Raw genomic sequence first — 21,983 nt, 5'->3', positions numbered from 1 at the left:
CGCTTACAGGGAGGAATTCACACCATGATGCAGGCAGGTATTTTCACGGGCTATTTCCCGTACGGCCTCGAAGAGACGGCGAAGAAGATCCGCGGGCTCGATTTCAACACGGTGCAACTCGACCTCCACTTCAAGGACGTCGACCTGTCGGCGGGGCAGATCACCAAGGATAAGGCCAAGAAGGTGCGCGACGTCTTCCGCGATCATCACCTGCCGGTGTGCTGCATTTCCGGCTACACAAATATCATCCACCCGGACAAGGCCGAGCGCGACAAGCGCGTCGGCTACCTCAAAGAGATCATCCGCAACGCCCGCCATTTCGGCAGCCCGTATGTGATCTCGGAAACCGGCACCTACAACACCGAATCCGACTGGGTGCATCACCCCAAGAACAAGACCGAGGAAGGGTTCGAGGAATGCCGCAAAGTGGTCGCCGACCTTGCCCAGACGGCCTATGACCACGGCGCGGTCTTCCTGCTCGAAACCTATGTCAACAACGTCGTCGGCTCGGTCGAGGAGACGGTCAAGATGTTCGCGCAGGTCGATCACCCCGGCCTCGGTCTGCTGATGGACCCGACCAATTATTTCGAGACGCATAACATCGACAGGATGGACCAGATCCTGAACCAGGTGTTCGACACGCTGACCGACAAGATCAGAATAGCTCACGCCAAGGACGTCAAGCGTTCGGGCGGCGACAAGTCCGAGAAGCACGCCGATATTGGCGACGAGGACGCGCTGGAGAGCCATACATTCCGTGGCGTCGGTGAGATCGAGTTGCCGGCACCGGGCCTCGGTTCGCTGAACTACGACCTCTATCTCCAGCGGCTGGCGGAAAAGCATCCGAACATCCCGGTGATCATCGAGCATCTCTCGGAAGACGACGTGCCGCGCGCCAAGAAATTCCTCGACGGGAAGTTCCGCGCCAACGGTCTGTGACGGCCTTCTCGCGCCGCTGGTTCGCGGCGGCGCGGTTCGGTTCTAAAGTAAGGGAGGAGAAAAAATGTTGAAATTCGCATTGAAACTGGCGGCTGCCGCAACGCTGCTCGCCGGTGTCTCGTTGAGCGCGCCGGCAATGGCGCAGGATGGCCAGAAGACGTTCTACCTGCTGTCGCATGGCGGTCCGTCGGATGCGTTCTGGCTGGACTGGAATGCCGGCGCCACCAAAGCCTGCGACCAGCTCAAGGTGACGTGCAAGATCTCATTCAGCGGCGGCGACATGGCGGCGCAGAAGGAGGCCTTCAATTCCGCGCTTGCGGCCAAGCCCGACGGCATCGCCACCACGTCGGCCCAGCCGGGCTTGTGGACGGAAGAGGTGAAGGCGGCCAAGGCAGCCGGCATCCCGATCGTGTTCTTCAACACAGACGACCCGGTGACCGGACGGCAGGCCTATGTCGGTGCCGATCTCAAGGAGGCGGGCGTCATCTGGGCCAAGTATCTTGTCGACCACAAGATGGTGAAGCAGGGCGACAAGGTGTTCCTGCCGGTGGAAGTGCCTGGCGCCAGCTATCAGCAGCTGGAGACCGAAGGCATCGCCAGCGTCTTCGATCCGTTGGGGATCAAATATGATGTGGTCGATTGCGGCACCGACCCGGCCGGCATCATTGCCAAGATGACCGACTACATGGTGGCCAACAATCCGCCGGCGATCATCGCGCTTGGCGATTCCGTCGCGGCCAGCGTCAAGCGGGTGTTCGACGGCGCCGGCGTGCCGGCCGGCAAGATCCCGGTCGTCGGCTGGGGCAATTCCAAGGAAACCGCGGAAGCCGTCAAATCCGGTTTCGTCAACGCGGCCGCCTGGCAGTTCCCGTCTGCGCAGGGCTTCATGCCGGTGGCGCTGCTCGGGCTCGCCGCTTCGGGTGAGCCGATCGGCTACGACATCCACACGTTCAGCCTCTACGACGCCTCGAGCGTCGAACCGATCCTGAAACTCTACGACACGAAGTGAAAACCGGTGCCCGCGGCGCAAGCCGCGGGCGTCTCTTCAAAGCATGGTTCAAGCAGTAATGACGATCGCCGCAGAAGACGAAATGCCTCTCGGGAAACGCAGATCGAGCCTTATGCGCTCGCCGCAATTCTCCTCGCTCGTCATCCTCATTGTCCTGCTCGCGGTGTTCGCCATTGCCGATGCCAATTTCCTGTCGCCGCTCAACATCTCCAACATGATGGCGTTCCTGCCCGAGCTCGGCATCATCGCGCTCGGCATGACGCTGCTGTTGACGGCGGGCGAGTTCGACCTGTCGGTCGGCGCCGTGTTCGGGCTGGCGCCGGTCGTCGTCATGCTCCTGGTGCAGAACGGCGGCGTGGATATAGGTGTCGCCCTTCTGGCCGGGCTTCTGCTGTGCATCGCCATCGGCGCCATCAACGGGCTGATCGTCACCAAGATCGGCATTTCGTCCTTCCTGGTCACGCTTTCGATGCTGCTCGTGGTGCGTGGGGCAGCGCTCTATATCACACAGGGCTTTCCGCTGAAATCCTGGGATCAGCCGGGTTTTTTCGTGACGCTGCTGGCCGGCAGCTTCAATGTCGGCTCGTTCCGGTTCTACACCTCGCTGTGGTGGTTCATCGGTCTCTCGCTGCTGACGATCTACGTGCTGCGCTATGCCAAGCTCGGCAACTGGATCAGCGCCATCGGCAGCAACCGCAACGCGGCGGTGGCGCGTGGCGTGCCGGCGGACGCCGTCAAGGTGTGGCTGTTCATACTGACTTCGGTTCTGGCGGGGCTGGCCGGCATGATCAGCGCCTTCCGCATTTCGGCCGCCTCACCGGTGGCCGGCACCGGCTACGAGCTCGAAGTGATCGCCATGGTGGTGGTCGGCGGCACGGCGCTGACCGGCGGACGCGGCACGATCCTCGGCACCATCGTCGGTGCGCTGATGCTGCGCGCGATCCGCAACGGCATCGTGCTGATCGGCGTGCCGGGCCTCGCCTACAATATCTTCGTCGGCCTGATCATCCTCGCCATGCTCATCCTGCACGCTTTGCTGCAGAAGAACGCCGCAAGGGGCTGACGATGGAAGTTCTCCGGCTGCAAAATCTGCAAAAATCCTTCGGCAGCGTCCGCGCACTGAAGAATGCGTCCTTTGCCCTCAAGGAGGGCGAGGTGGTGGCCCTGCTCGGCGACAACGGCGCCGGCAAATCGACGCTGATCAAGGCGATTTCCGGTGTGTTTCCGATCGACCGTGGCGACATCTATGTGCGCGGTGAAAAGGTTTCGATCCGTTCGACACGCGATGCGATGGACCTCGGCATCGAGACCATCCACCAAGATACATCTCTTGCGCCGGATCTCAGCATCGCGCGCAATCTTTTCCTTGGGCGCGAGCCGGTCAAGCTGAAATGGCTGGGCGTGTTCGCGCCGCTCGATTTCGCCAAATTGCGAGACGCGGCGTCGGCGCTGTTGAAGCGCGTCGGCATCTCGAAAAAACTCGACGCCGATGCGCTGGTCTCGACGCTATCGGGCGGCGAGCGCCAGTCGATCGCGATTTCTCGCGCCATGCAGTTCGCCGCCAAGGTCATCATCCTCGACGAACCGACCAACAATCTCGGTGTCGAGGAAACCCATGGCGTGCTGCGCTTCGTCAAGGAGGTGCGTGACGCCGGGCACTCCGTGCTCTTGATCACCCACAACATCCACCACGTGTTCCAGGTCGCCGACCGCATCATCGTCATGCGCCGCGGCGAGATCGTCGCCGAGCAGACGGTTGCCGATACCGATCTTCTGACCGTGGAAAGCATCATCACCGGGGCCGACATGTCGGCGCTGCTGAAAGAGACGAGAGCGAAGTGAAGAAGTTGGCCGTCACATGGTAGAACTTTACGGCAAGACGCTTTCGCGCCGGCAGGTGTCGGAACGTTCGGGCATGCTGTCGCAATTTGCCGGCGTGCGGCTGATGACGCTTGGCGACGGGGTGGAACGCGGCATCCGCATGCTGGAGTTCCGCACCGGCTCGGGCCTGCGCTTCACGGCACTGGTCGACCGGGCGCTCGACATCGCTGACTGCGACTTCAAGGGACAGGCGATCGGTTGGCATTCGCCGAGCGGTTTTCGCCACCCCGGCCTGCACGATTATGAGGGGGAAGGGGGGCTCGCCTGGGCGCGTTCGTTTTCAGGGCTGCTTGTCACCTGCGGCCTCGACCACATATTGGGCCGGGAAGAAGTGCCGGCCGATAGCTACAACTACCCGGGCAGGAAGACCGTGATCCATTCGCTGCATGGCCGCGTCGGCACCATTCCGGCGCGGCTGACCGGTTATGGCGAGACCTGGGACGGCGACCGCTGCGTGCTGTGGGCCGAAGGCACCGTGCAGCAATCGGCAGTGTTCGGCGAGGATCTGCATCTGATCCGGCGTATCGAGGCCGATGTCGGCGGCAACGAGATCCGGCTGTCGGATCGCGTCGTCAACCACGGTTTCAACCGCACGCCGCACATGTATTTTTACCACGTCAATGTCAGCCATCCCTTGCTCGACGAGGGTTCGCGCTATCTGGCGCCGATCCGCGACGTCGTCTGGGCTGGCCATGCCGGCGAGCGCTACCAGGCGCAGAAGGTGGGTTACCGCACGATGCCGGCGCCGCAATCGGGTTTCAGCGAGCAGGTCTGGCAGCACGAGATGGCGGCGGACGCCAATGGCGAGGTGCCGGTGGCAGTGGTCAACGATCAGCTCGGGCTCGGCTTCGAAGTGGTGACGCGCAAGGACCAGCTGCCTTGCGCCTATCAATGGCAGAATTTTCAGGCGGGGCAGTATGCGCTGGGCATAGAGCCCTCGACACACCATGTCTTGGGCAATCTCGCGGCGCGCGAGCGGGGCGAGATGATCTGGCTGGAGCATAGTGAAAGCCGTTCTTACGACGCGGTGTTCCGGGTGCTCGACGGCGCCGGCGCGATCGCCGAGGCCGAAGCGAAGATCGCGTCGATCGCAAGGCAGCCGCAACAGGATTATCCTGCGCCGTCGGGAAATTTTCCGGGATTGGCGGACAGGGCATGAGGCGAAACGAACGCTCCGGCTGGCGGGCCGGAAATCGGAGGTCGATGTGACGGAGAAAAAGCGCGACTACAGCCTGGTTGGGGAAAGCACGCGCATCGCGATCGAGACCGGGCTGGCCTCGGCCGAGTGGTATCACACCGATGTGCCGCGCAAGGCGATGAAAGAGCTGATGCAGCGCTCGGACGGCCCGGCGATCCGCGACACGATCATCTGGATCGTTGCCATATTGGGTTCCGCCGCCGGGATCGCCTGGTTCTGGGGCACGTGGTGGGTGGTGCCGTTCCTGCTCGTCTATGGCGTGCTCTACGGCTCGTCCAGCGACTCGCGCTGGCACGAGTGCGGCCACGGCACCGCCTTCCGCACACGCTGGATGAACGATGCCGTCTACCAGATCGCCAGCTTCATGCTGATGCGCAATCCGGTGACCTGGCGCTGGAGCCATGCCCGCCACCACACCGACACGATCATCGTCGGCCGCGACGCCGAGATCGCGGTGATGCGTCCGCCGGACCTGCTGCGCGCCGCACTCGCCTTCACCGGTGTTCTCGATTTCCGCTATTCGCTGCCGACGCTGGTGCGCAATGCGTTCGGCAGCATCTCGCCGGACGAGAAAAGCTTTATTCCCGAGATGGAGCTTCACAAGGTGGTCACAGCCGCGCGCTGGCATGTCGCCATCTATGTCGCGGCGATCGGGCTGGCGCTTTATCTGTGGTCGTTCCTGCCGCTGGTGCTGATCGGCCTGCCGCGCCTCTACGGCAGCTGGCACATGGTGCTGACCGGCCTGCTGCAGCATATCGGCCTGGCCGACAATGTCACCGACCACCGGCTGAACACGCGCACCGTCTACATGAACCCGATCAGCCGCTTCATCTATTGGAACATGAACTATCATGTCGAACATCACATGTTCCCGATGGTGCCCTATCACGCGCTGCCGAGGCTGCACGAATTGATCAAGCACGATCTGCCCGAGCCGAACCCTTCGATGTGGCATGCCTATCGCGAGGTCTGGCCGGTGCTGCTGAAGCAGCTTCAGTACGAGGATTATTTCCTCAAACGTGAATTGCCGCCGACGGCGCGGCCGTATCGGGACGAATTCCATGCACTGACCGTTCCGGCTGCGGCGGAATAGGGGAGAAGCAGATGGCCGACTGGGTTGAAGCGTGTGGCGTCGACGATGTCGAGGAAGAGGATGTCATCCGCTTCGATCATGGCGGCCGTACCTTCGCCATCTATCGCAGTCCCGATGACGAGTACTTCGCAACCGACGGGTACTGCACGCATGAGAAGGCGCATCTGGCCGATGGGCTGGTGATGGACGACATCATCGAATGCCCCAAGCACAATGGCCGCTTCAACTACAAGACGGGCGTGGCTCGAGGCGCACCGGTATGCGTCAATCTCGCCACCTATCCAGTGAAGGTCGAGGCTGGCAAAGTGATGATCCAGATCGGCTGACCTGCCGCCGAATGCAACTGAGGGAACCCTTTTGATGAGCCGAAAAAGACCGACTGTGGCGGATTTGCGCGCCATGAAGGGCAAGCGACAGCTGACCATGCTGCGTGTGCTGACGATGGACGAGGCCGAGGCCGCGGAGCGCGCAGGGGTCGACATCGTCTCGGTGCCGCCCGAATTGGTGCTCAACCCTGAGTACCGCGACGCGGCGCCCAGCCTGTTCACCATGCCGGGCGACAATTTCTACGAGATCGGCACGGCGGACGATTTCGTGCGCTGGGCCTTCCGGCTCTACAAGGCCGGCGCCGACGCGGTCTATTGCAGCGCCGGCTACGCCACGATCAAGCGGATGGCCGATGACAATATCCCGGTGATCGGCCATGTTGGCCTCATTCCTTCCCGCGCGACCTGGACTGGCGGCTTCAAGGCGGTCGGCAAGACCGCCGACACCGCCATGGATATCTTCGCGGCGGTGAAGCAGCTGGAGGCTGCAGGCGCCATCGGCGCCGAGATCGAGGTGGTGCCGGTCGAGGTGGCCAAGGCGATCTCGGAGCGGACGTCGCTGATCATGCTGTCGATGGGAGCGGGTACCGGTTGCGATGCGCAATATCTGTTCGCCGACGACATTCTCGGCCAGAACCGTGGCCACATGCCCCGTCATTCCAAGGTGTATCGCAATTTCGCCGCCGAATATGATCGTTTGCAGGCCGAGCGTATCGCCGCGTTTTCGGAATATGTTGCCGACGTGAACAGTCTCGCCTATCCCGAAGACAGGCATGTGGTGCATATGGATCCGGCTGAACTCAGCCTGTTCATGAAGAGGGTCGACGGGGCGTGAAATCTCAAGGCAATGATGCGACGGACGAGGCCGCGCCGGTTCATATTCTCACGCTTTCCTGCGAGGATCGGCCGGGGATCGTCGCCGCCGTCACGGCGGAGCTTGCCGCGAACGGCGCCAACATCGCCGAAAGCAGCCAGTTCTGGGACCGGCAGACCAATCGCTTTTTCATGCGGATCGCCTTCATCAGCCCGCCAGGCTCGACCGGGGACAGTCTGGCGCGGGCCCTGGAATCGAGCGTCGACCGCTTCGGCATGAAGACCGCGCTGGTCGATCAGGGACGCCGCCCGAAGATCATCGTCATGGTCTCCAAGTTCGACCACGCGCTTCTCCATCTGCTGTACCAGATCAGGGTCGGCTGGCTGAACGCGGAGGTTGCAGCCGTCGTCTCCAACCACGAGGATGCCCGCCGCTTCGCCGAGCTGGAGGGCATTCCCTACCACCATTGGCCGACCACCAAGGAGAACAAGGCCGAACAGGAACAGAAGCTGCTGGACCTGGTGCAGCGGACAGGGGCCGAACTGGTCATCCTGGCGCGCTACATGCAGGTCTTTTCAAAAGGTCTGTCGGACCGGCTGTTCGGACGGGCGATCAACATCCACCATTCGTTCCTGCCGAGCTTCAAGGGCGCCAAGCCGTACCACCAGGCTTTCGACCGCGGCGTCAAGCTGATCGGTGCGACGGCGCATTACGTCACCTCCGACCTCGACGAGGGCCCGATCATCGATCAGGAGACCGAACGCGTCACCCATGCGATGAGCGCCGAGGATTTCGTCGCCGTCGGGCGCGACATCGAAAGCCGGGTACTGGCGCGCGCCGTCAAGCTGCATCTCGAAGCCCGCGTCATGCTTAACGGCCACAAGACCGTCGTCTTCTGAGAAGCCGCGTCAGGCCGGCCAATTTCCGCCGGCGAGCGCGGCGTAGAGCGCTTCGGCGTCGATACCGAGCGGCCGGTCCTCTTTCAGCATGGGGACGAGAGCGCGTATCACCGCGTGAAGTGCGGCCGTGCGCGGCGCCAGTGTGAAGCCGTCACGCAGGTCGATGGCCTGCGCGGCGGCCATCAATTCGAAGGCGATCAGCCGCCGCCACGGCGCGATCATCCCTGCGCATTTCGCAACCGCCAGAGGTGTCTGCGTGGCGTGATCCTCGACGCCCTCCGACACGGCCAGAAAGTCGAGCATCACCGGATTGGCCTTATGGCGGATGGCGGCCAGGATCGAGGTCACTGTCTTCTGTAGCGGTACGAAGCCGGCGGAGGCGCCGCCGACCGGCGACAGATATTTCGGTAGGCCATTGCGGCCCGAACCGGTGAGCTGGATGAAGCGCGCGGCACTGGCCGCGGCACATTGGGCGATCGCCAGGCCGAGCGTCTCAAAGGCGAGCGCCAGTGCGGCGGTGTGGAAATTGCCGGTCGACAGTACCAGTTCATCATCGCCCAGCACCAGCGGGTTGTCGGCGGCGGCGTTGAGCTCGATCTCGACAGCCTGTCTCGCCTGGCCGATCGCCTCGATCAGTGCGCCATGGACCGACGACATGCAGCGGATCGACAGCGGGTCCTGCAAGGTGGTCGGTGCCGGCGCCTCGTCTCGGACGAGCAGATTGTGCAGCACCTTGGCTGCTTCCTGCTGGCCGGCTGCCGGGCGCGCCATATGCAGGCGCGGGTCGAGGATGGTGCGGTTGGCACCAAAACCTTCCATGGTCAGAGCCCCGGCATGCTGTTGCTGGGCCAGGGCAGTGAGGGCATCCGTCACTGCAAGTGCGCCGCTGCCGGCGGAAACCGCCGATGCGTTGATCAGCGATAGCCCGTCCTTGGGCGCCAGGCTGATCGGGGCGAGGCGCGCCATCATCAGCGCCTTGGCCGCCGGTATGCGACGGCCCTGATAGTCGGCTTCGCCTTCGCCGGTGAGCATGCGGGCGAGTGCCGTCATCAGCACCAGGTCGCCGGCTCCGATCGAACCGAGCGAGGGCATGACGGGATGGACGCCGGCATTGAGCGCGTCGAGCAAAGCAACGAAGACGGAAGACGAAAGGCCGGATCCGCCAACCGACAGCATCGCTGCACGCGCGGCCATGCTTGCCCGCACGGCATCGACCGGCAATCCTTCGCCGACGGCGCCGCTGCGTCCCTCCAGCAACTGGCGCTGGAAGGCTCCGGCATCGCCCTCTACAGCAGTGCCGAGATTGGCGCCGAGCCCGGTGTTCAAGCCATAGATCTGCTGGCTGGACGCTGCAGCCTGGTCGAGCACTTTTCGTGCCTTCTCCAGCCTGCCGATGACATCGGGTCCGATCTCCACCTTGCGCCCATCGCGGGCGACCGCAGCGACATCGCCGACGCCGACGCCGGTTCCGGTGAGGACGAGCGCGCTCATGCGAAGCGCAGTCTCTGGCCGATGCCTTGCGCCTGCGCCTTGGCCAGCATCGCCTTGCCCAATGCGATATCAGACAGCGACAGGCCACGATGCCAGAACAGGATCGTTTCGTCGTCGCTTTCGCGCCCGACTTTCAGGCCGGCGGCGATCTGGCCGAGCTCGGCATGCAGCGTCTTCTCGCTCAGCCGCCCGGTCTCGACATGGGCGCGTAGCGAGCCGAACTTGCCGCCCTTGCACTGGCCCCAATCGTCGACGACCATTTTCTGCATTATGTCGGTCAACGACAGTTCCACCGCGCTCATCGTGCCATAGGGCACGACCAGCGCGCCGGGCTTGATCCATTCGGTCTTCAGCAACGGCTGCGGCTCCGGCAGCCGCGAGGCCTCGACGACGATGTCGGCGCCCTCGATGCAGCTTTTCCAGTCGGCCACCGCTGTGACCGTCTTGCCGAGATCGGCGGAGAGTCCGGCGGCAAAACCGTCGCGGCTTTCCGGGCGGCGCGAATGGACGCGAATCTCGTCGAAATCGAAGAGATGGTCGAGCAGGCGCACATTCCAGTAGGCGGTGCCGCGCGCGCCGATATGGGCCAGCACCTTGGAATTCCTGCGCGCCAGATGCCTGGCGCCGATGGCGGTGACGGCGCCGGTTCGCATGTCGGTGATGACGGTGGCGTCGAGGATGGCGCGCGGCGCGCCGGTGCGCGGGTCGAACAGGTTGAGGATGCCGAATTCGGAAGGCAGGCCATGCAGGTAATTGTCGACATAGTCGCCGACGATCTTGACGCCGGCCGTGTCGAGCGGCGCGACGTAGCCGCGCAACACGTTGAAATGGCCGTGGAAGGACGGGTCCGGCTCGAGATGGACGCGCGGTTCGATCACCGTCTGGCCCTTGCCTTGCGCCACCAGGCCAGCCTCGACGGCGGCGATGATTTCGCCATCGGTCATGGCAAGGGCATCGATATCGAGGGCATTGAGGTAGTCGATGTAGATGGGCTTCATGTTACGCGTATACTCTCCTCGACGGCCCCATTCATTCCATAGCAGGCCATGGCGGCACACGAAAGTTTGTTGCGACGTCTCTGGACGCCGCCGGGGAGATGCTGTTCAAACCGGTTCCGTCATGACTGCCATTCCCGAGACCGCAACCTTGTCCGAAACGGCCATCCATGCGCGGCGCGTGGCGCTGATCGTCGCCATCGCCTTTTTCATGCAGTTGCTGGATTCGACGATCATCTCGACATCGCTGCCGCAGATGGGCGCCTCCTTCGGCGTGTCGCCGGTGGCAATGAGCATCGGCATCACCGTTTACATGCTGACCATGGCGGTGTTCGTGCCGCTGTCGGGCTGGCTCGCCGACCGGTTCGGGGCGCGCAACATCTTCCTGCTGGCGATCGTCCTGTTCACCCTGGCTTCGCTCGCCTGCGGCCTCTCGCAAACCCTGACCCAGTTCGTCGCCGCACGTGTCGTGCAAGGGCTCGGCAGCGCGCTGATGACGCCGGTTGGGCGCATTCTCGTCCTGCGCAATGCGCCGAAATCCGAACTGCTCAACGCCACGGCGCTGATCACCTGGCCAGCACTGTTTGCGCCGGTGGTCGGGCCGGTGCTCGGCGGCTTCATCACCACCTATCTGTCCTGGCACTGGAATTTCTTCATCAACATCCCGCTCGGCGTGATCGGGCTGGCGCTGGTCGCCCGTTTCATCCCAGGCGACCGCGAGGCCGACCCCAAGCCGCTCGACTGGCCCGGTTTTTTCCTGACATCGGCGGGACTTGCCTTGCTGCTCTACGGTCTCGAGCGTATCGCGCATCCCGAGGACGGCGTGCTGCCGACAGCGCTGCTGATCGTAGCCGGCATCGTCCTCGGCTGGCTGGCGGTGCGCCATCTCAGGCGCGCGCCGCATCCGCTGCTCGATCTCTCCTCGTTCAAGGTGCTGACCTTCGCCATCTCGACGCTTGCCGCCGGCACCATTTTCCGGGTGGCGATCAACGCCACGCCGTTCCTGCTGCCGCTGCTGTTCCAGGTTGGCTTCGGCCTTTCGCCTGTCGATGCCGGCTTGATGATCCTGGCCTATTTCCTTGGCAATCTCGGCATGAAGACGGTGACCACGCCGACGCTGCGCCGTTTCGGTTTCCGCTCGGTGATGGTCGTCAACGGCATCATCGCCTCGGCCTCGATCATGGCTTGCGGAGCGATCTCGCCGCAGACGCCGCAAACGCTGGTGGTGGCGCTGATGCTGATTGCCGGCCTGTCGCGCTCGATGCAGTTCACCGCCCTTAACACGCTGGCCTTCGCCGACATCGATGCGTCGCAACGAAGCTCCGCGGCGACGCTGTCCTCGATGCTGCAGCAGGTGGCGATGCTGTTTGGCGTCGCGGTGGCGGCGGCGATCCTTAATCTGTCGCAGATCGTCAGGGATCGCCCCGCTCTCGATCTTGTGGATTTTCGAGTAGCCTTTCTGGCGATCGGCGCAATCGGGCTGGTGGCGGCGTTGCGTTTTCTCGTGCTCCCGCCAGGTGCGGGCGCGGAGGTTTCCGGGCACTCGCCGGGAAATTCAGATCGATTTTTCCGCCTGATGCTGAGATAAATTCCGTCCTGTCCCTTTGCCTTGGTGCAGCGCTTTCGCGTGCGGCCGCAATGGCGCAACCAATTGCCAAAAGCGCAGAGTTTTCCGCGCATTGCGCCAGCTTCGGCAATCGATGCGTCCACTCGATAAATATCGCAGCCGGCCTGGGTTCCGGGCGCGGATTCATTTGACGAACCGGCGTTGGGCCGATTAGCGTTCTTTCCCAGGGATGGCAGCGCTGCCATCGGGGCAAACGCAGACATGAACACCATCGGCTGGCCAAATTTCAGGAGCCTGAACCAGGAAGGCATTGTCTTTGCCATCGCCGTGGTGCTGTTCGTTGCAGCGGCTATAGGCCTGCCAGGTTTCATCGACCCCAACAATCTCGTCGCCATCGTCCGCTCCGTGTCGGTGCTGGGCATCCTTGCGCTCGGCATGGCCGTGGTCGTCATCGGCCGCGGCATCGACCTCTCTGCCGTCGCGATCATGGCGATGTCGGTCGCCTGGTACCTGCAACTGCTGAATTCGGGGGCGCCGGACGGGCTTGCCTTCGCCTATGTGCTGGCCGGTGTGCTGGCCATCGGCCTGCTCAATGGTTTTCTCGTCGCCTATGCCGACGTGCCGGCGATCTTCGTGACGCTGGCGACAGGCTCCTTCGTCTTCGGCTATGTACGCTCGCAACTGATCACGCAGGATGCCGTGCCGGTCCCGCAGGGCCATTGGGTCGAGTTGCTCGGTGGCCTGCGCTTCCTCGACATTCCCATCGAGGTGTTCGTCTTCGCCGGCCTGGCGTTCCTGTTCTTCCTGTTCCTTCGCCACACCAAATGGGGCCGCTATATCTATTTTGCCGGCGATAATCCGGTGGCCGCCCGCAACATCGGCATGCCGGTGCGGCCGATGCTGGTGCTGCGCTATGTGCTTTCCGCCTTCGTCGCTCTGGTCGCCGGCCTGCTGACGGCGGCGAGCCTGCATTCGATCAACACCCGCGTCGTCAATTCGACGCTGCTCTACGATATCGTGCTGGTGGCGGTGATCGGCGGCATCGGCCTGTCCGGCGGGCGCGGCGGGGTGCGCAACGTGCTGGTCGGTGCGGCACTGATCGGCATCCTGCTCAACGCCATGACCATCATCGACATTCCGCTGCTCTACCAGAACCTGATCAAGGCAGCGATCCTGCTCGGCGCCATCATCGTCGACGGCATCATCAATCCACGTGACGAGCAGACCGCCCAGCAGGGCGACATTTAGACCTGAACTGCGGCGGACGGTTGGGGCCGGCCGCTGATAACAACGACCAAAGCAAAAGGATCCGACATGAAACTGATCAAGACACTCATGGCCGCCGCCACGGCGCTCGCTGTCACCGCCTTCGTGGCGCCAACCTTCGCCGCCGACGATCCGGGGCCGACTGCGTACGCGCAGGCGCTCAAGGGCAAGCGAGTCATGCTGGTGCCGCTGGCAATGGGCTTCGACCTAGCGCAGGGCTGGGCGCACTATCTGAAGACCGAAGTCGAGGCCTGGGGCGGCGTGTTCGAGACGCGCGACCCGAACTGGGTCGTCGATGCCGGCGCGCAGGCGATCACGGACGCCATCTCCTCGGACACCAGGCCGGATGTGCTGATCATCCACGCGCCGGACCTCAACTCCTATTCCAAGCTGATGAAGAAGGCACAGGCCGCCGGCACCTATGTCATCCTGGTCGACAATCCCGCCAACTTCCCGGCCGACGCCTTTATCGGCAGTGACTGGGACCGGCTTGGCCAGCTCGAGGCCGAAGCGGCGATCAAGGGCTGCGGCCCGAACTCGTCGAAGAAGATCGGCCTTGTGCAGGGTGACCAGGCGAACTCCTCCAGCCTCTATCAGTATGCCGGCATCATGAAGGTGCTGGACAAGAATCCCGACTTCAAGGTGGTGGCCAAGCCCGATTCCAACTGGGATGCGACGACCTCGCGCAACGTGACGACGACGATGCTGCAGCAGAACCCGGATATCTGCTCGATCATCGATTTCTGGGATGGCGACGCCACCGGCGCGTCCGCCGCGATCCGCGATGCCAAACTCGACGGCAAGGTGTTCCTGGTCACCACCGGCGGCGGCGAGAAGGCGGCCGATTGCGACAAGCTGGTCGACGGCACCTATGGCGCTGTGGTGATGACCGATCTTGCTCGCCAGTCGGGCGACATGAATGCCATCATCAAGTTCCTGCTGCAGAGCGGCCAGCCGGCCGGCACCTCGCACACCTACATCTACACGCTGGAGAAGGCGACGACCAAGGCCGACCTCAAGCCCGACAGCTGCTGGGACCTGAAGGCGCTGCAGGCACAAGCGGCGGCGGCAAAGTAAGCCGCACCTTTTCGACTGAAGTACAAGCGAGGTGACCGGAAGGATCCGGTCACCTCGTCCCCTCATGGAATAGCAGCAGCCGATGTCCTTTCGCGAACGCCTCCAGTCCTGGCGCTACAATCTCGTGCCCGACCATGTCGTCGGCGAGATACTGACCAAACGCTGGACCGACAACGCCATTCCGTTCCTGGCGCTGGTGGCGACATTGGCGACCTTCGGCTCGGTCATTCCCGGCTTCTTCAAGCTGACCGCTTTGCAGGAATCGACCCGCCAGCTCGGCGAGTTCTCGATGGTCGTCACCGGCATGACGGTGGTGATGCTGGGTGGCGGCATCGATCTGTCGGTCGGCTCGATCTTCGCGCTGTCGTGCTTTTCCGCCGTCTATGTCTTCTTCATCCTCGAACAGTCGATCTGGCTGGCGCTGGCCGCATCGCTCGCCACCGGCCTCATCTTCGGCGCCATCAACGGCTACCTCGTCGGTTATCTCCGCTTGCGCGCCTTCCTCACCACGCTGGTGACCTTCATCTTCGGCCGGGCGCTGTTCGACATCCTGGTCACCACCTATGCCGCAGATGTGCAGCTCTCGACCGCGACATCGGATGTGCTCGACTTCATCGGCGACAGCACCTTCTGGGGGCTGTCCGTCTCGGTGTGGCTGGCGATCATCCTGGCCATCGTCACCCATATCGCGCTGACGCGTTCGCGGCCCGGCTGGCACGTGCTGGCGGTCGGCGGCTCGAGGCGCTCGGCGCATAATGCCGGCATCCGCGTGCGTCGCACCGTGTTCATGACTTATGTCTTTTCCGGCTTCTGCGCCTCGATCGGCGGCTTCCTCATTGCTTGCCGGCTGAGCGGGGCAGGGCCGGGAACCGGCCTCAACCTCGAGATCATGGCGCTGACGGCGGCGGTGGTCGGCGGCGTCAGCCTCGGCGGTGGCCGAGGCTCGGTGATCAAGGGGCTGATGGGCGCCATCATCGTCTTGACCATGACCAATGGGCTGATCCGGCTGGGCTACGGCACCGGCACCAACCAGATGGTGCTCGGCATCATGTTGGCGGTGGCGGTGACCATCGACATCCGCTGGCTGAAGAACCGGCACAAGGTGCTGAATGAGGTCTATGTCGCGCCGGTCTATCTCAAGATGGGCGAGACACAGTCGGCCGCACCCGGCTCGGGCACGCCATACGAACTCGACAACAGGCTGTCGGCCGCAGAGCATATCGGGCTTGGCGAGCTGGAGGGGCCGGAAGACGTCATCCTCGACCGCGACGACAATCTCTATTGCGGCACGCGTCATGGCGAGATCGTCCGCTTCTTCGCGCCGGACTATGTCAGGTCGGAGGTGTTTGCCCACATCGGCGGTTTCCCGCTGGGGCTGGCCTTCGACAAATCAGGCAATCTGATCAGCTGCGTCGGCGCGATGGGGCTCTACTCCGTCTCGCCGGATCGTGAGGTCAAAAGACTGTCGGCCGAAACGTCGCGCTCGTGGACCTCGATCGTCGACGATGCACGGCTGCGTGACCCCAATGACTGTGACATCGCACCCGATGGGCGCATCTATTTCACCGACTCGACCAAGCGCTACGATGCGCATGACTGGGCGCTGGACTCGATCGAGAACCGCGCCACCGGCCGGCTGCTGGTCTACGACCCGAAGGACGGTTCGACGAAGACGCTGCTCGACGGTTACCGCTACACCAACGGTGTGTGCATGGCGCATGACGGCAAGTCGCTGTTCTTCGCCGAAAGCTGGGCCTGCCGCGTGCACCGCTACTGGCTGGAGGGGCCGAAGGCCGGCACCGCCGAATGCGTCATCCGCGACATGCCGGGCTATCCCGACAACATCAACCGCGCCTCCGACGGCAATTACTGGATGGCGTGGCTCGGCATGCGCACGCCGAGCTTCGACCTGTCGCTGCGCCATCCCGACATGCGCAAGCGCATGACGCGCCGGCTGCCGCAGGACGAATGGCTGTTCCCCAACATCAACACCGGCGGTGTGGTGAAATTCAATGACAGGGGCGGCATCGTCGAGGCGATGGGCGATCTCACCGGCGGCGCGCACCCGATGGTCACCTCGATGCGCGAGCACAAGGGGTATCTGTTCGTAGGCGGCATCCTCAACAACCGCATCGGCCGCTACAAGATTTCAGGCGCCGACCCGAACTGGACCAGCCCCGCTTCCTATTGGGGAGCAAAGCCATGATCCTCGACCCGGTGCTCGACCTGTTCCGCGGCAAGGCGGTGACCATCCCGCCGCTCGACGGCGCTTTTCGCCCCAATACGCGGCTGGATGATGCGCCGGCTTTTGCCGAGCTGACGGAACCGGATAATCTGCTGGTTACCGGTGACAGGCTGCTGGTCTCCAGCGGCAACGCCATCCATTCGATTGCTGCTGGAGCGCAACCTGTCGTGGTCGAGACCTTTCCGTCTGCCGTCACCGCGCTGGCGCTGTCGCCATTGGGCGAACTGACGGTCGGGCTGGAAAGCGGCAAGTTGCTGATTGGCGGCAGCGACGTTTCACTGCCGGCCGGGATCAGCTGCATCACCGCACTAGCCTATGCGGATGACGGCACGCTGTGGCTGGCGAACGGCTCGGCCGAGCATGCGCCATCGCAATGGGCCGCCGATCTGATGAAGAAGGGCGCGTCCGGTTCGCTCTGGAAGCGAGACGCGGCAGGCGGTGATTTTCGCAAGCTCGCCGGCGACATTGCCTTTCCCTACGGGCTGCATCCTGTCGGCAAGGATGTGCTTGTCAGTGAAAGCTGGCGCCATCAGTTGGTGCGTTTCGGCGGCGCGACGGGCAGCCGTTCGACGGTTCTGACGCATCTGCCAGGCTATCCCGCGAGGCTGTCGCCGTCCGCCGATGGTGGGGCCTGGCTGACCTTGTTTGCGCCGCGCAACCGGCTGATCGAATTCGTGCTGCAGGAAACGCATTACCGGCAGGACATGCTGAGCCAAGTGCCGCCGGCCTACTGGATCGCGCCGGCACTGGCGTCCAGCCGCAGCTTCCTCGAGCCGCTGCAATGCGGCGGCATCCGCACCATGGGCATCCACAAGCCGTGGTCGCCGAGCCGCTCCTATGGGCTGGTGGTCAGGCTCGACCAGAAGATGCAGCCGCTGTTCAGCCTGCACAGCCGCGCCAACGGCACGCGTCATGGCATCTGCAGCGTTGCGGAAAAGGACGGCCGGCTGTTTGTCGCCTCCAGAGGCGGCGACTGCGTGCTGGCGATCGATGCGGGAGGTTTTTGATGGAACCGATCGTTCGGCTGGAAAACGTCACCAAGAATTATCGTGGCGTGCCTGCGGTGAAGAACGTCAGCTTCGAATTGCGCAAGGGCGAGATCCATGCGCTGCTCGGCGAGAACGGCGCGGGAAAATCGACGCTGACCAAGATCATCGCCGGTGTGGTCGACGCCACTTCAGGCAAGATGTTCCACAAGGGCCAGGAAATCGCCTACGCCTCGCCGCACGCAGCGCTTGAAGCCGGCATCGCCATGGTGTTCCAGGAGACCAGCCTGGTGCCGTCGATGACGGTGGCGCAGAACCTTTATCTCGGCACCGAAAAGTTCCTCAACCGGCTGCGCGGCACCTACATTTCAGCGCAGCAGTTCCTGCAGTCGCTGAATTTTCCGGTCGATCCGAACGCCATGGTGGCAACGCTGGGTGCGGCCAAGCGGCAGATGGTCGAGATCGCGCGCGCCGTCCACCACAATGCCGAGATCATCATCTTCGACGAGCCGACGGCGACGCTGACGCCGGAGGAGAAGCGGCACTTCTTCGCGCTGATCCGCCGGCTGAAGGCGGGCGGCGTCTCGATCGTCTTCATCAGCCATGCGCTGGAAGAGGCGCTCGATATCGCCGACCGCATCACCATCCTGCGCGACGGCGAGCTGGTCATTACCGACGACACATCCGCCTTCGACCGCGACAGGATCGTTTCCGCCATGGTCGGGCGCACGCTATCGGGACAGATCTACCGCCAGCGCGACGAAGCGAAGCTGCGCAAGGCGGGCAAGAAAGTGCTGTCGGTGCAGGACATTTCGATGAGCAATGTCGTGCGCAACACGTCTTTTTCGATCTTCGAGGGCCAGATCACCGGCGTGTTCGGGCTGATCGGCTCCGGCCGCACCGAGACATTCAAGATCGTCTCAGGCATCTACAAGCGGGATTTCCTGCGCGGCGGCGCGATTGAACTCGATGACAGACCGGTGCGCTATCTCGTGCCGAGCGAAGCGGTGGCCGACGGCATCGTCTATGTCACCGAGGACCGCAAGAGCGAAGGCATCTTCGAGACGATGGGCATTGCCGAAAACCTGTTCGGCGGACTGCTGGCGGCGGGTCGCGAAAAGGCCTGGGTGATCAACACGCAGGAGATGCGCGCGCTCTCGGCCGAATGGACGAAGACGCTGAACATCAAGGCAATCAACGACAATGCGCGCGTCGTCGAGCTGTCAGGCGGCAACCAGCAGAAGGTGGTGATCGGCAAGGGGCTGGTGCAGAAGCCGCGCATCGTCATCTTCGACGAGCCGACACGTGGCGTCGATGTCGGCGCGATCGCCGAGATCCACCAGATCATCAACCGGCTGGCCGATGAGGGGCTGGCCGTCGTCGTCATCTCGTCCTACCTGCCGGAGATCATGAACCTGTCCGACCGCATCCTGGTCTGCCGCCAGGGCCGCATCGTCGAGGAGTTTTCGCCGGCGGAGGCCACGGAGGAGAAGATCATGTACGCGGCCGTGCATTAGATTCAGGTGAGGCCGGCCTGCCAATGGCGGTTTCCTGCGCTTCGGTGCTCACGTACGAAAAGTACGCTCCGCTCCGGTTCTCGGAACTCACCATTTTCGACTCGGCCTGACCTGAATCTAGACGCCGGCGCTGGAAAAGTGAATCGGACGAGTGGATTGGCCGCAATTGCTCAAGACCTGATTCAATTCACGCAACGATCCAACGAAGGAAAAACCCCATGGCCACCACAAAACTCCTCAGCGATGCCGAGGTCGAAAAGATTCCCGCCGTGAAAGCCGTGTTCGACGACATCCGCGCGACGCGCAAATCTGATTTCGTCAACAATTTCTGGCGCGGGCTGGCCAATGATCCTCCGGCGCTGAAGCGGATCTGGGAACAGTTGAAGGTGGTGATGGTCGCCGACAGCGCCATCGATCCGCTGACCAAGGAGATGATCTACATCGCGGTGTCGACCGCCAATGGCTGCTCCTACTGCGTCCACTCGCACACGGCGGCAGCCCGCGCCAAGGGCATGACCGATGCGCAGCATGGCGAACTGGTGTCGATCATCGGGCTCGCCGGCCAGACCAACCATCTGGTGACGGCGATGCAGATTCCAGTCGATCCGCAGTTCGAGGTGAAGTGAGGCGTCACACCGGCCGGTAAACCTTCTCCGCCGTGTTCCAGAAGATATCCGCCTCGGCCACCGCACCATGCTTGGCCACCGCGTCGCGGTGCGCCTTGATCAGCTCAGCGTGGCTGGTCCACAGCTTCTCGATCGGGAAGTTCGAGCCGAACATCAGATGGTCGGCGCCCAGGATATCGATCGCGTTGTCTACGACATAGGCGATCAGCAGGGGATCGTTGCGGTGGACGAAGGTGCCGAGGCCCGACAGCTTGGCGTAAAGATTGGGCGCCGCCGACAGCGTTTGCAGGCCTGCCTTCCAGGCCTCGGTGGTTTCCGGTTCCATGCCGGTCAGCATGCCTGCATGGGTGAGGATGAAATTCGTTTCGGGGTTCTCGCCGACCAGCGTCAGGCCGTCCTTCATCTGGGCGGGGAAGAGCTGCAGGTCGAAGGACAGGCCATAATCCTTGAGCCGCGCCACATTGGCGCGCACTTTCGGGTCGATCACCTGATCGGCGGAGGCGGCGAAGCGGAAGGCCGGGGTCTCGTGCCAGTGCAACTGCATGCGCACGCCGCGCAGCAGCTTGTATTTCATCAAGCGATCGATCTGAGGCCTGATATCGTCGACGGTCATGTCGGTGTAGCCGACGATGGCATGCGGCCAGCCGGTTTCGTCGGACGTCTTCTGCAGGAAGGCGACTTCCTTCTCGAAATCCTCCTTGGCCCAGTTGGTCTGGACGTAGACGGCCTTCTCGACGCCTGAATCCCTCTGGTCTTCGAGAAATTCCTCGATTGGATAGTCGCGCCGGATCGGTTCGTAGGGGCCGAAGATGCGCGGCACCATCGGTCCGACCAGCCATGGCTGGTCCTGTTGGCGCCAGATGTGAAAATGTGCGTCGATGGTTTTCTGCATCATGAAACCCTCTTCCAGATTGTCGCCGCCGCCGGAGCAGGGCGGGCGAGCGACAGGATGAAATCGGTGAGACCGGCAAGCGACGAGCCGTCGACGAGATCGTCGAGGTCAGGCAGGATGGCGCGAAGTGCCGCCGTTGCCGGCCGGAAGCGCGGGTCGCCGGCCAAAGGTGTGGCCAGCGACAGCCGGAAGGCGCGGGCGCTCAGCCGCCGCATGGCTGTCTCCAACTCGGCATGATCGCCGCGTTCCAGCGCGTCGGACAGGATGACGATAGCGGCACCGCGTGCAAAGGCTGAAAAGCGCGGCACCGAGAGGAAAGCGAGCAGCGTCGGCCCCATCCGGGTGCCGCCGTCCCAATCGTCGACCTGGGCAGCGGCGCGGGCCAATGCCTGGTCGCGGTCGCGGATGCGCAATGCCGTGGTGATGCGGGTCAGCCGCGTGCCGAAGGTGAAGATTTCGGCGCGGTCCGCGCCTTGCACGGCGGCATGCGCCAGCTTCAGATAGTCCGCGGTGTGCAGCTTCATCGAGCCGGAAACGTCGATCAGGAGCAGCAGCTTGCGCGGCACGGTCTGGCGGCGGCGCAGCAGCGGCGAGGGTACGTCGCCATCGGCGCTGACGATTTCCCGCAGCGACCGGCGCAGATCGAGCTTGCCGCGCGAATGCGTGCGCACGGTGCGGAACGAGCGGCGGACGGGCAAGGCTGAAGCGAGCCTGCGGCGGAAAGCGGCAAGGTTGTCGTCGTCGCGCTTGAAATCGCGGGTACTCAGTTGTTCGGCTCCGGAAGAGAGTTCGCCACCTTCCTGATGGCTGATGACCTCGATCTCTTCCTGGCTCGCACCGCCATCATCCTTGATGCGGGTTTCCTCGTCGGCGTCGCCTTCGACTATGGCAGACGTGTTGCCATAGAAATGGCTCTGGAAATGCGCTTCGAATTCGTCGCGGCGGTCGGGCGGCGGCGCCAGCGTGGCGAGGGCGGCCTCGCGGATGTCGGCCATCGAGCGCGGCCCGAGCAACGTCACCGCCTGCATGAAGCCGGAGACTTGCTCGGGGGCTATGGCAAAGCCGTAGCGGCGCAAGAGCCTGGCAAAACCCAGGAATGGCGAGGCGGCGCGGGGGAAGCTTGTTTCCCGCATCATTCTGTGTCGCCCCCCTCTGTCCTGCC

Annotated in this window: 20 protein-coding genes; 16 read left to right on the top strand and 4 right to left on the bottom strand. The window is 63.4% G+C overall.

Annotation, left to right across the window (positions count from 1 at the left end):
- The first annotated feature begins 24 nt into the window (after window positions 1-24).
- The 9 genes from AC0L2D_RS03000 to purU all read left to right on the top strand — a co-directional run bounded on the left by AC0L2D_RS03000 (window position 25) and on the right by purU (window position 8,159).
- On the top strand, window positions 25-939 hold the full coding sequence (locus AC0L2D_RS03000) for a sugar phosphate isomerase/epimerase family protein (protein WP_013530826.1): 915 nt from the start codon (window positions 25-27) through the stop codon (window positions 937-939).
- 64 nt (window positions 940-1,003) lie between these two features.
- On the top strand, window positions 1,004-1,948 hold the full coding sequence (locus AC0L2D_RS02995) for a sugar ABC transporter substrate-binding protein (protein ID WP_224675534.1): 945 nt from the start codon (window positions 1,004-1,006) through the stop codon (window positions 1,946-1,948).
- A gap of 82 nt (window positions 1,949-2,030) precedes the next feature.
- The gene (locus AC0L2D_RS02990) at window positions 2,031-3,011 is read left to right on the top strand and encodes an ABC transporter permease (RefSeq protein WP_473540318.1); all 981 of its coding nucleotides are present in this window, start codon (window positions 2,031-2,033) and stop codon (window positions 3,009-3,011) included.
- Window positions 3,008-3,790 (top strand): ATP-binding cassette domain-containing protein, encoded by a 783-nt coding sequence (locus AC0L2D_RS02985; RefSeq protein ID WP_024501560.1) that lies wholly within the window; start codon window positions 3,008-3,010, stop codon window positions 3,788-3,790. The genes AC0L2D_RS02990 and AC0L2D_RS02985 overlap by 4 nt, the downstream gene beginning before the upstream one ends.
- A gap of 16 nt (window positions 3,791-3,806) precedes the next feature.
- The gene (locus AC0L2D_RS02980; protein WP_473540317.1) at window positions 3,807-4,988 is read left to right on the top strand and encodes an aldose 1-epimerase family protein; all 1,182 of its coding nucleotides are present in this window, start codon (window positions 3,807-3,809) and stop codon (window positions 4,986-4,988) included.
- Between the two features lie 46 nt (window positions 4,989-5,034).
- On the top strand, window positions 5,035-6,120 hold the full coding sequence (locus AC0L2D_RS02975) for a fatty acid desaturase family protein (protein ID WP_224675537.1): 1,086 nt from the start codon (window positions 5,035-5,037) through the stop codon (window positions 6,118-6,120).
- Window positions 6,121-6,131: 11 nt separating this feature from the next.
- Window positions 6,132-6,446: a MocE family 2Fe-2S type ferredoxin gene (locus AC0L2D_RS02970; protein WP_013530832.1), complete on the top strand. Its 315-nt coding sequence runs from the start codon at window positions 6,132-6,134 to the stop codon at window positions 6,444-6,446.
- 34 nt (window positions 6,447-6,480) lie between these two features.
- Window positions 6,481-7,281 (top strand): 3-methyl-2-oxobutanoate hydroxymethyltransferase, encoded by an 801-nt coding sequence (locus tag AC0L2D_RS02965; RefSeq protein WP_127366970.1) that lies wholly within the window; start codon window positions 6,481-6,483, stop codon window positions 7,279-7,281.
- Complete coding sequence (gene purU / locus AC0L2D_RS02960; protein ID WP_013530834.1) at window positions 7,278-8,159, top strand: formyltetrahydrofolate deformylase; 882 nt, start codon at window positions 7,278-7,280, stop codon at window positions 8,157-8,159. The genes AC0L2D_RS02965 and purU overlap by 4 nt, the downstream gene beginning before the upstream one ends.
- A gap of 9 nt (window positions 8,160-8,168) precedes the next feature.
- On the opposite strand, the gene AC0L2D_RS02955 is transcribed toward purU, so the two are convergent.
- Both AC0L2D_RS02955 and AC0L2D_RS02950 read right to left on the bottom strand, forming a co-directional pair.
- Window positions 8,169-9,650, bottom strand: a complete 1,482-nt coding sequence (locus AC0L2D_RS02955) for an HAL/PAL/TAL family ammonia-lyase (protein WP_473540316.1) — start codon at window positions 9,648-9,650, stop codon at window positions 8,169-8,171.
- Window positions 9,647-10,648: an ornithine cyclodeaminase family protein gene (locus tag AC0L2D_RS02950; RefSeq protein ID WP_473540315.1), complete on the bottom strand. Its 1,002-nt coding sequence runs from the start codon at window positions 10,646-10,648 to the stop codon at window positions 9,647-9,649. Before AC0L2D_RS02950 ends, AC0L2D_RS02955 begins: the two co-directional genes overlap by 4 nt.
- 121 nt (window positions 10,649-10,769) lie before the next feature.
- Between AC0L2D_RS02950 and AC0L2D_RS02945 the strand changes: the two genes are divergently transcribed.
- The 7 genes from AC0L2D_RS02945 (at window position 10,770) to AC0L2D_RS02915 (ending at window position 19,929) form a co-directional block, all read left to right on the top strand.
- Complete coding sequence (locus AC0L2D_RS02945; protein WP_473540314.1) at window positions 10,770-12,233, top strand: DHA2 family efflux MFS transporter permease subunit; 1,464 nt, start codon at window positions 10,770-10,772, stop codon at window positions 12,231-12,233.
- A 240-nt stretch (window positions 12,234-12,473) separates the two neighbouring features.
- Complete coding sequence (locus AC0L2D_RS02940) at window positions 12,474-13,460, top strand: ABC transporter permease (protein ID WP_473540313.1); 987 nt, start codon at window positions 12,474-12,476, stop codon at window positions 13,458-13,460.
- A gap of 66 nt (window positions 13,461-13,526) precedes the next feature.
- Complete coding sequence (locus AC0L2D_RS02935; RefSeq protein WP_063168531.1) at window positions 13,527-14,555, top strand: sugar ABC transporter substrate-binding protein; 1,029 nt, start codon at window positions 13,527-13,529, stop codon at window positions 14,553-14,555.
- An 82-nt stretch (window positions 14,556-14,637) separates the two neighbouring features.
- Entirely contained in the window at window positions 14,638-16,761 is a 2,124-nt protein-coding gene (locus tag AC0L2D_RS02930) for an ABC transporter permease (protein ID WP_127367323.1), read from the top strand.
- Window positions 16,758-17,807, top strand: a complete 1,050-nt coding sequence (locus tag AC0L2D_RS02925; protein WP_473540312.1) for an NHL repeat-containing protein — start codon at window positions 16,758-16,760, stop codon at window positions 17,805-17,807. The genes AC0L2D_RS02930 and AC0L2D_RS02925 overlap by 4 nt, the downstream gene beginning before the upstream one ends.
- On the top strand, window positions 17,807-19,303 hold the full coding sequence (locus AC0L2D_RS02920) for a sugar ABC transporter ATP-binding protein (RefSeq protein WP_013530841.1): 1,497 nt from the start codon (window positions 17,807-17,809) through the stop codon (window positions 19,301-19,303). Before AC0L2D_RS02925 ends, AC0L2D_RS02920 begins: the two co-directional genes overlap by 1 nt.
- Window positions 19,304-19,521: 218 nt before the next feature.
- Entirely contained in the window at window positions 19,522-19,929 is a 408-nt protein-coding gene (locus AC0L2D_RS02915; protein ID WP_063172539.1) for a carboxymuconolactone decarboxylase family protein, read from the top strand.
- A gap of 4 nt (window positions 19,930-19,933) precedes the next feature.
- Here AC0L2D_RS02915 and AC0L2D_RS02910 read toward each other — a convergent pair whose 3' ends face one another.
- The gene (locus tag AC0L2D_RS02910) at window positions 19,934-20,821 is read right to left on the bottom strand and encodes an amidohydrolase family protein (RefSeq protein WP_064994052.1); all 888 of its coding nucleotides are present in this window, start codon (window positions 20,819-20,821) and stop codon (window positions 19,934-19,936) included.
- Entirely contained in the window at window positions 20,821-21,957 is a 1,137-nt protein-coding gene (locus AC0L2D_RS02905; RefSeq protein ID WP_473540311.1) for a vWA domain-containing protein, read from the bottom strand. Before AC0L2D_RS02905 ends, AC0L2D_RS02910 begins: the two co-directional genes overlap by 1 nt.
- Window positions 21,958-21,983 lie beyond the last annotated feature (26 nt).

This window comes from Mesorhizobium sp. WSM4833 (genome assembly GCF_055811095.1).
Note: the sequence above shows the minus strand (reverse complement) of the source record. Positions and strands in the feature narration are given on the sequence as shown.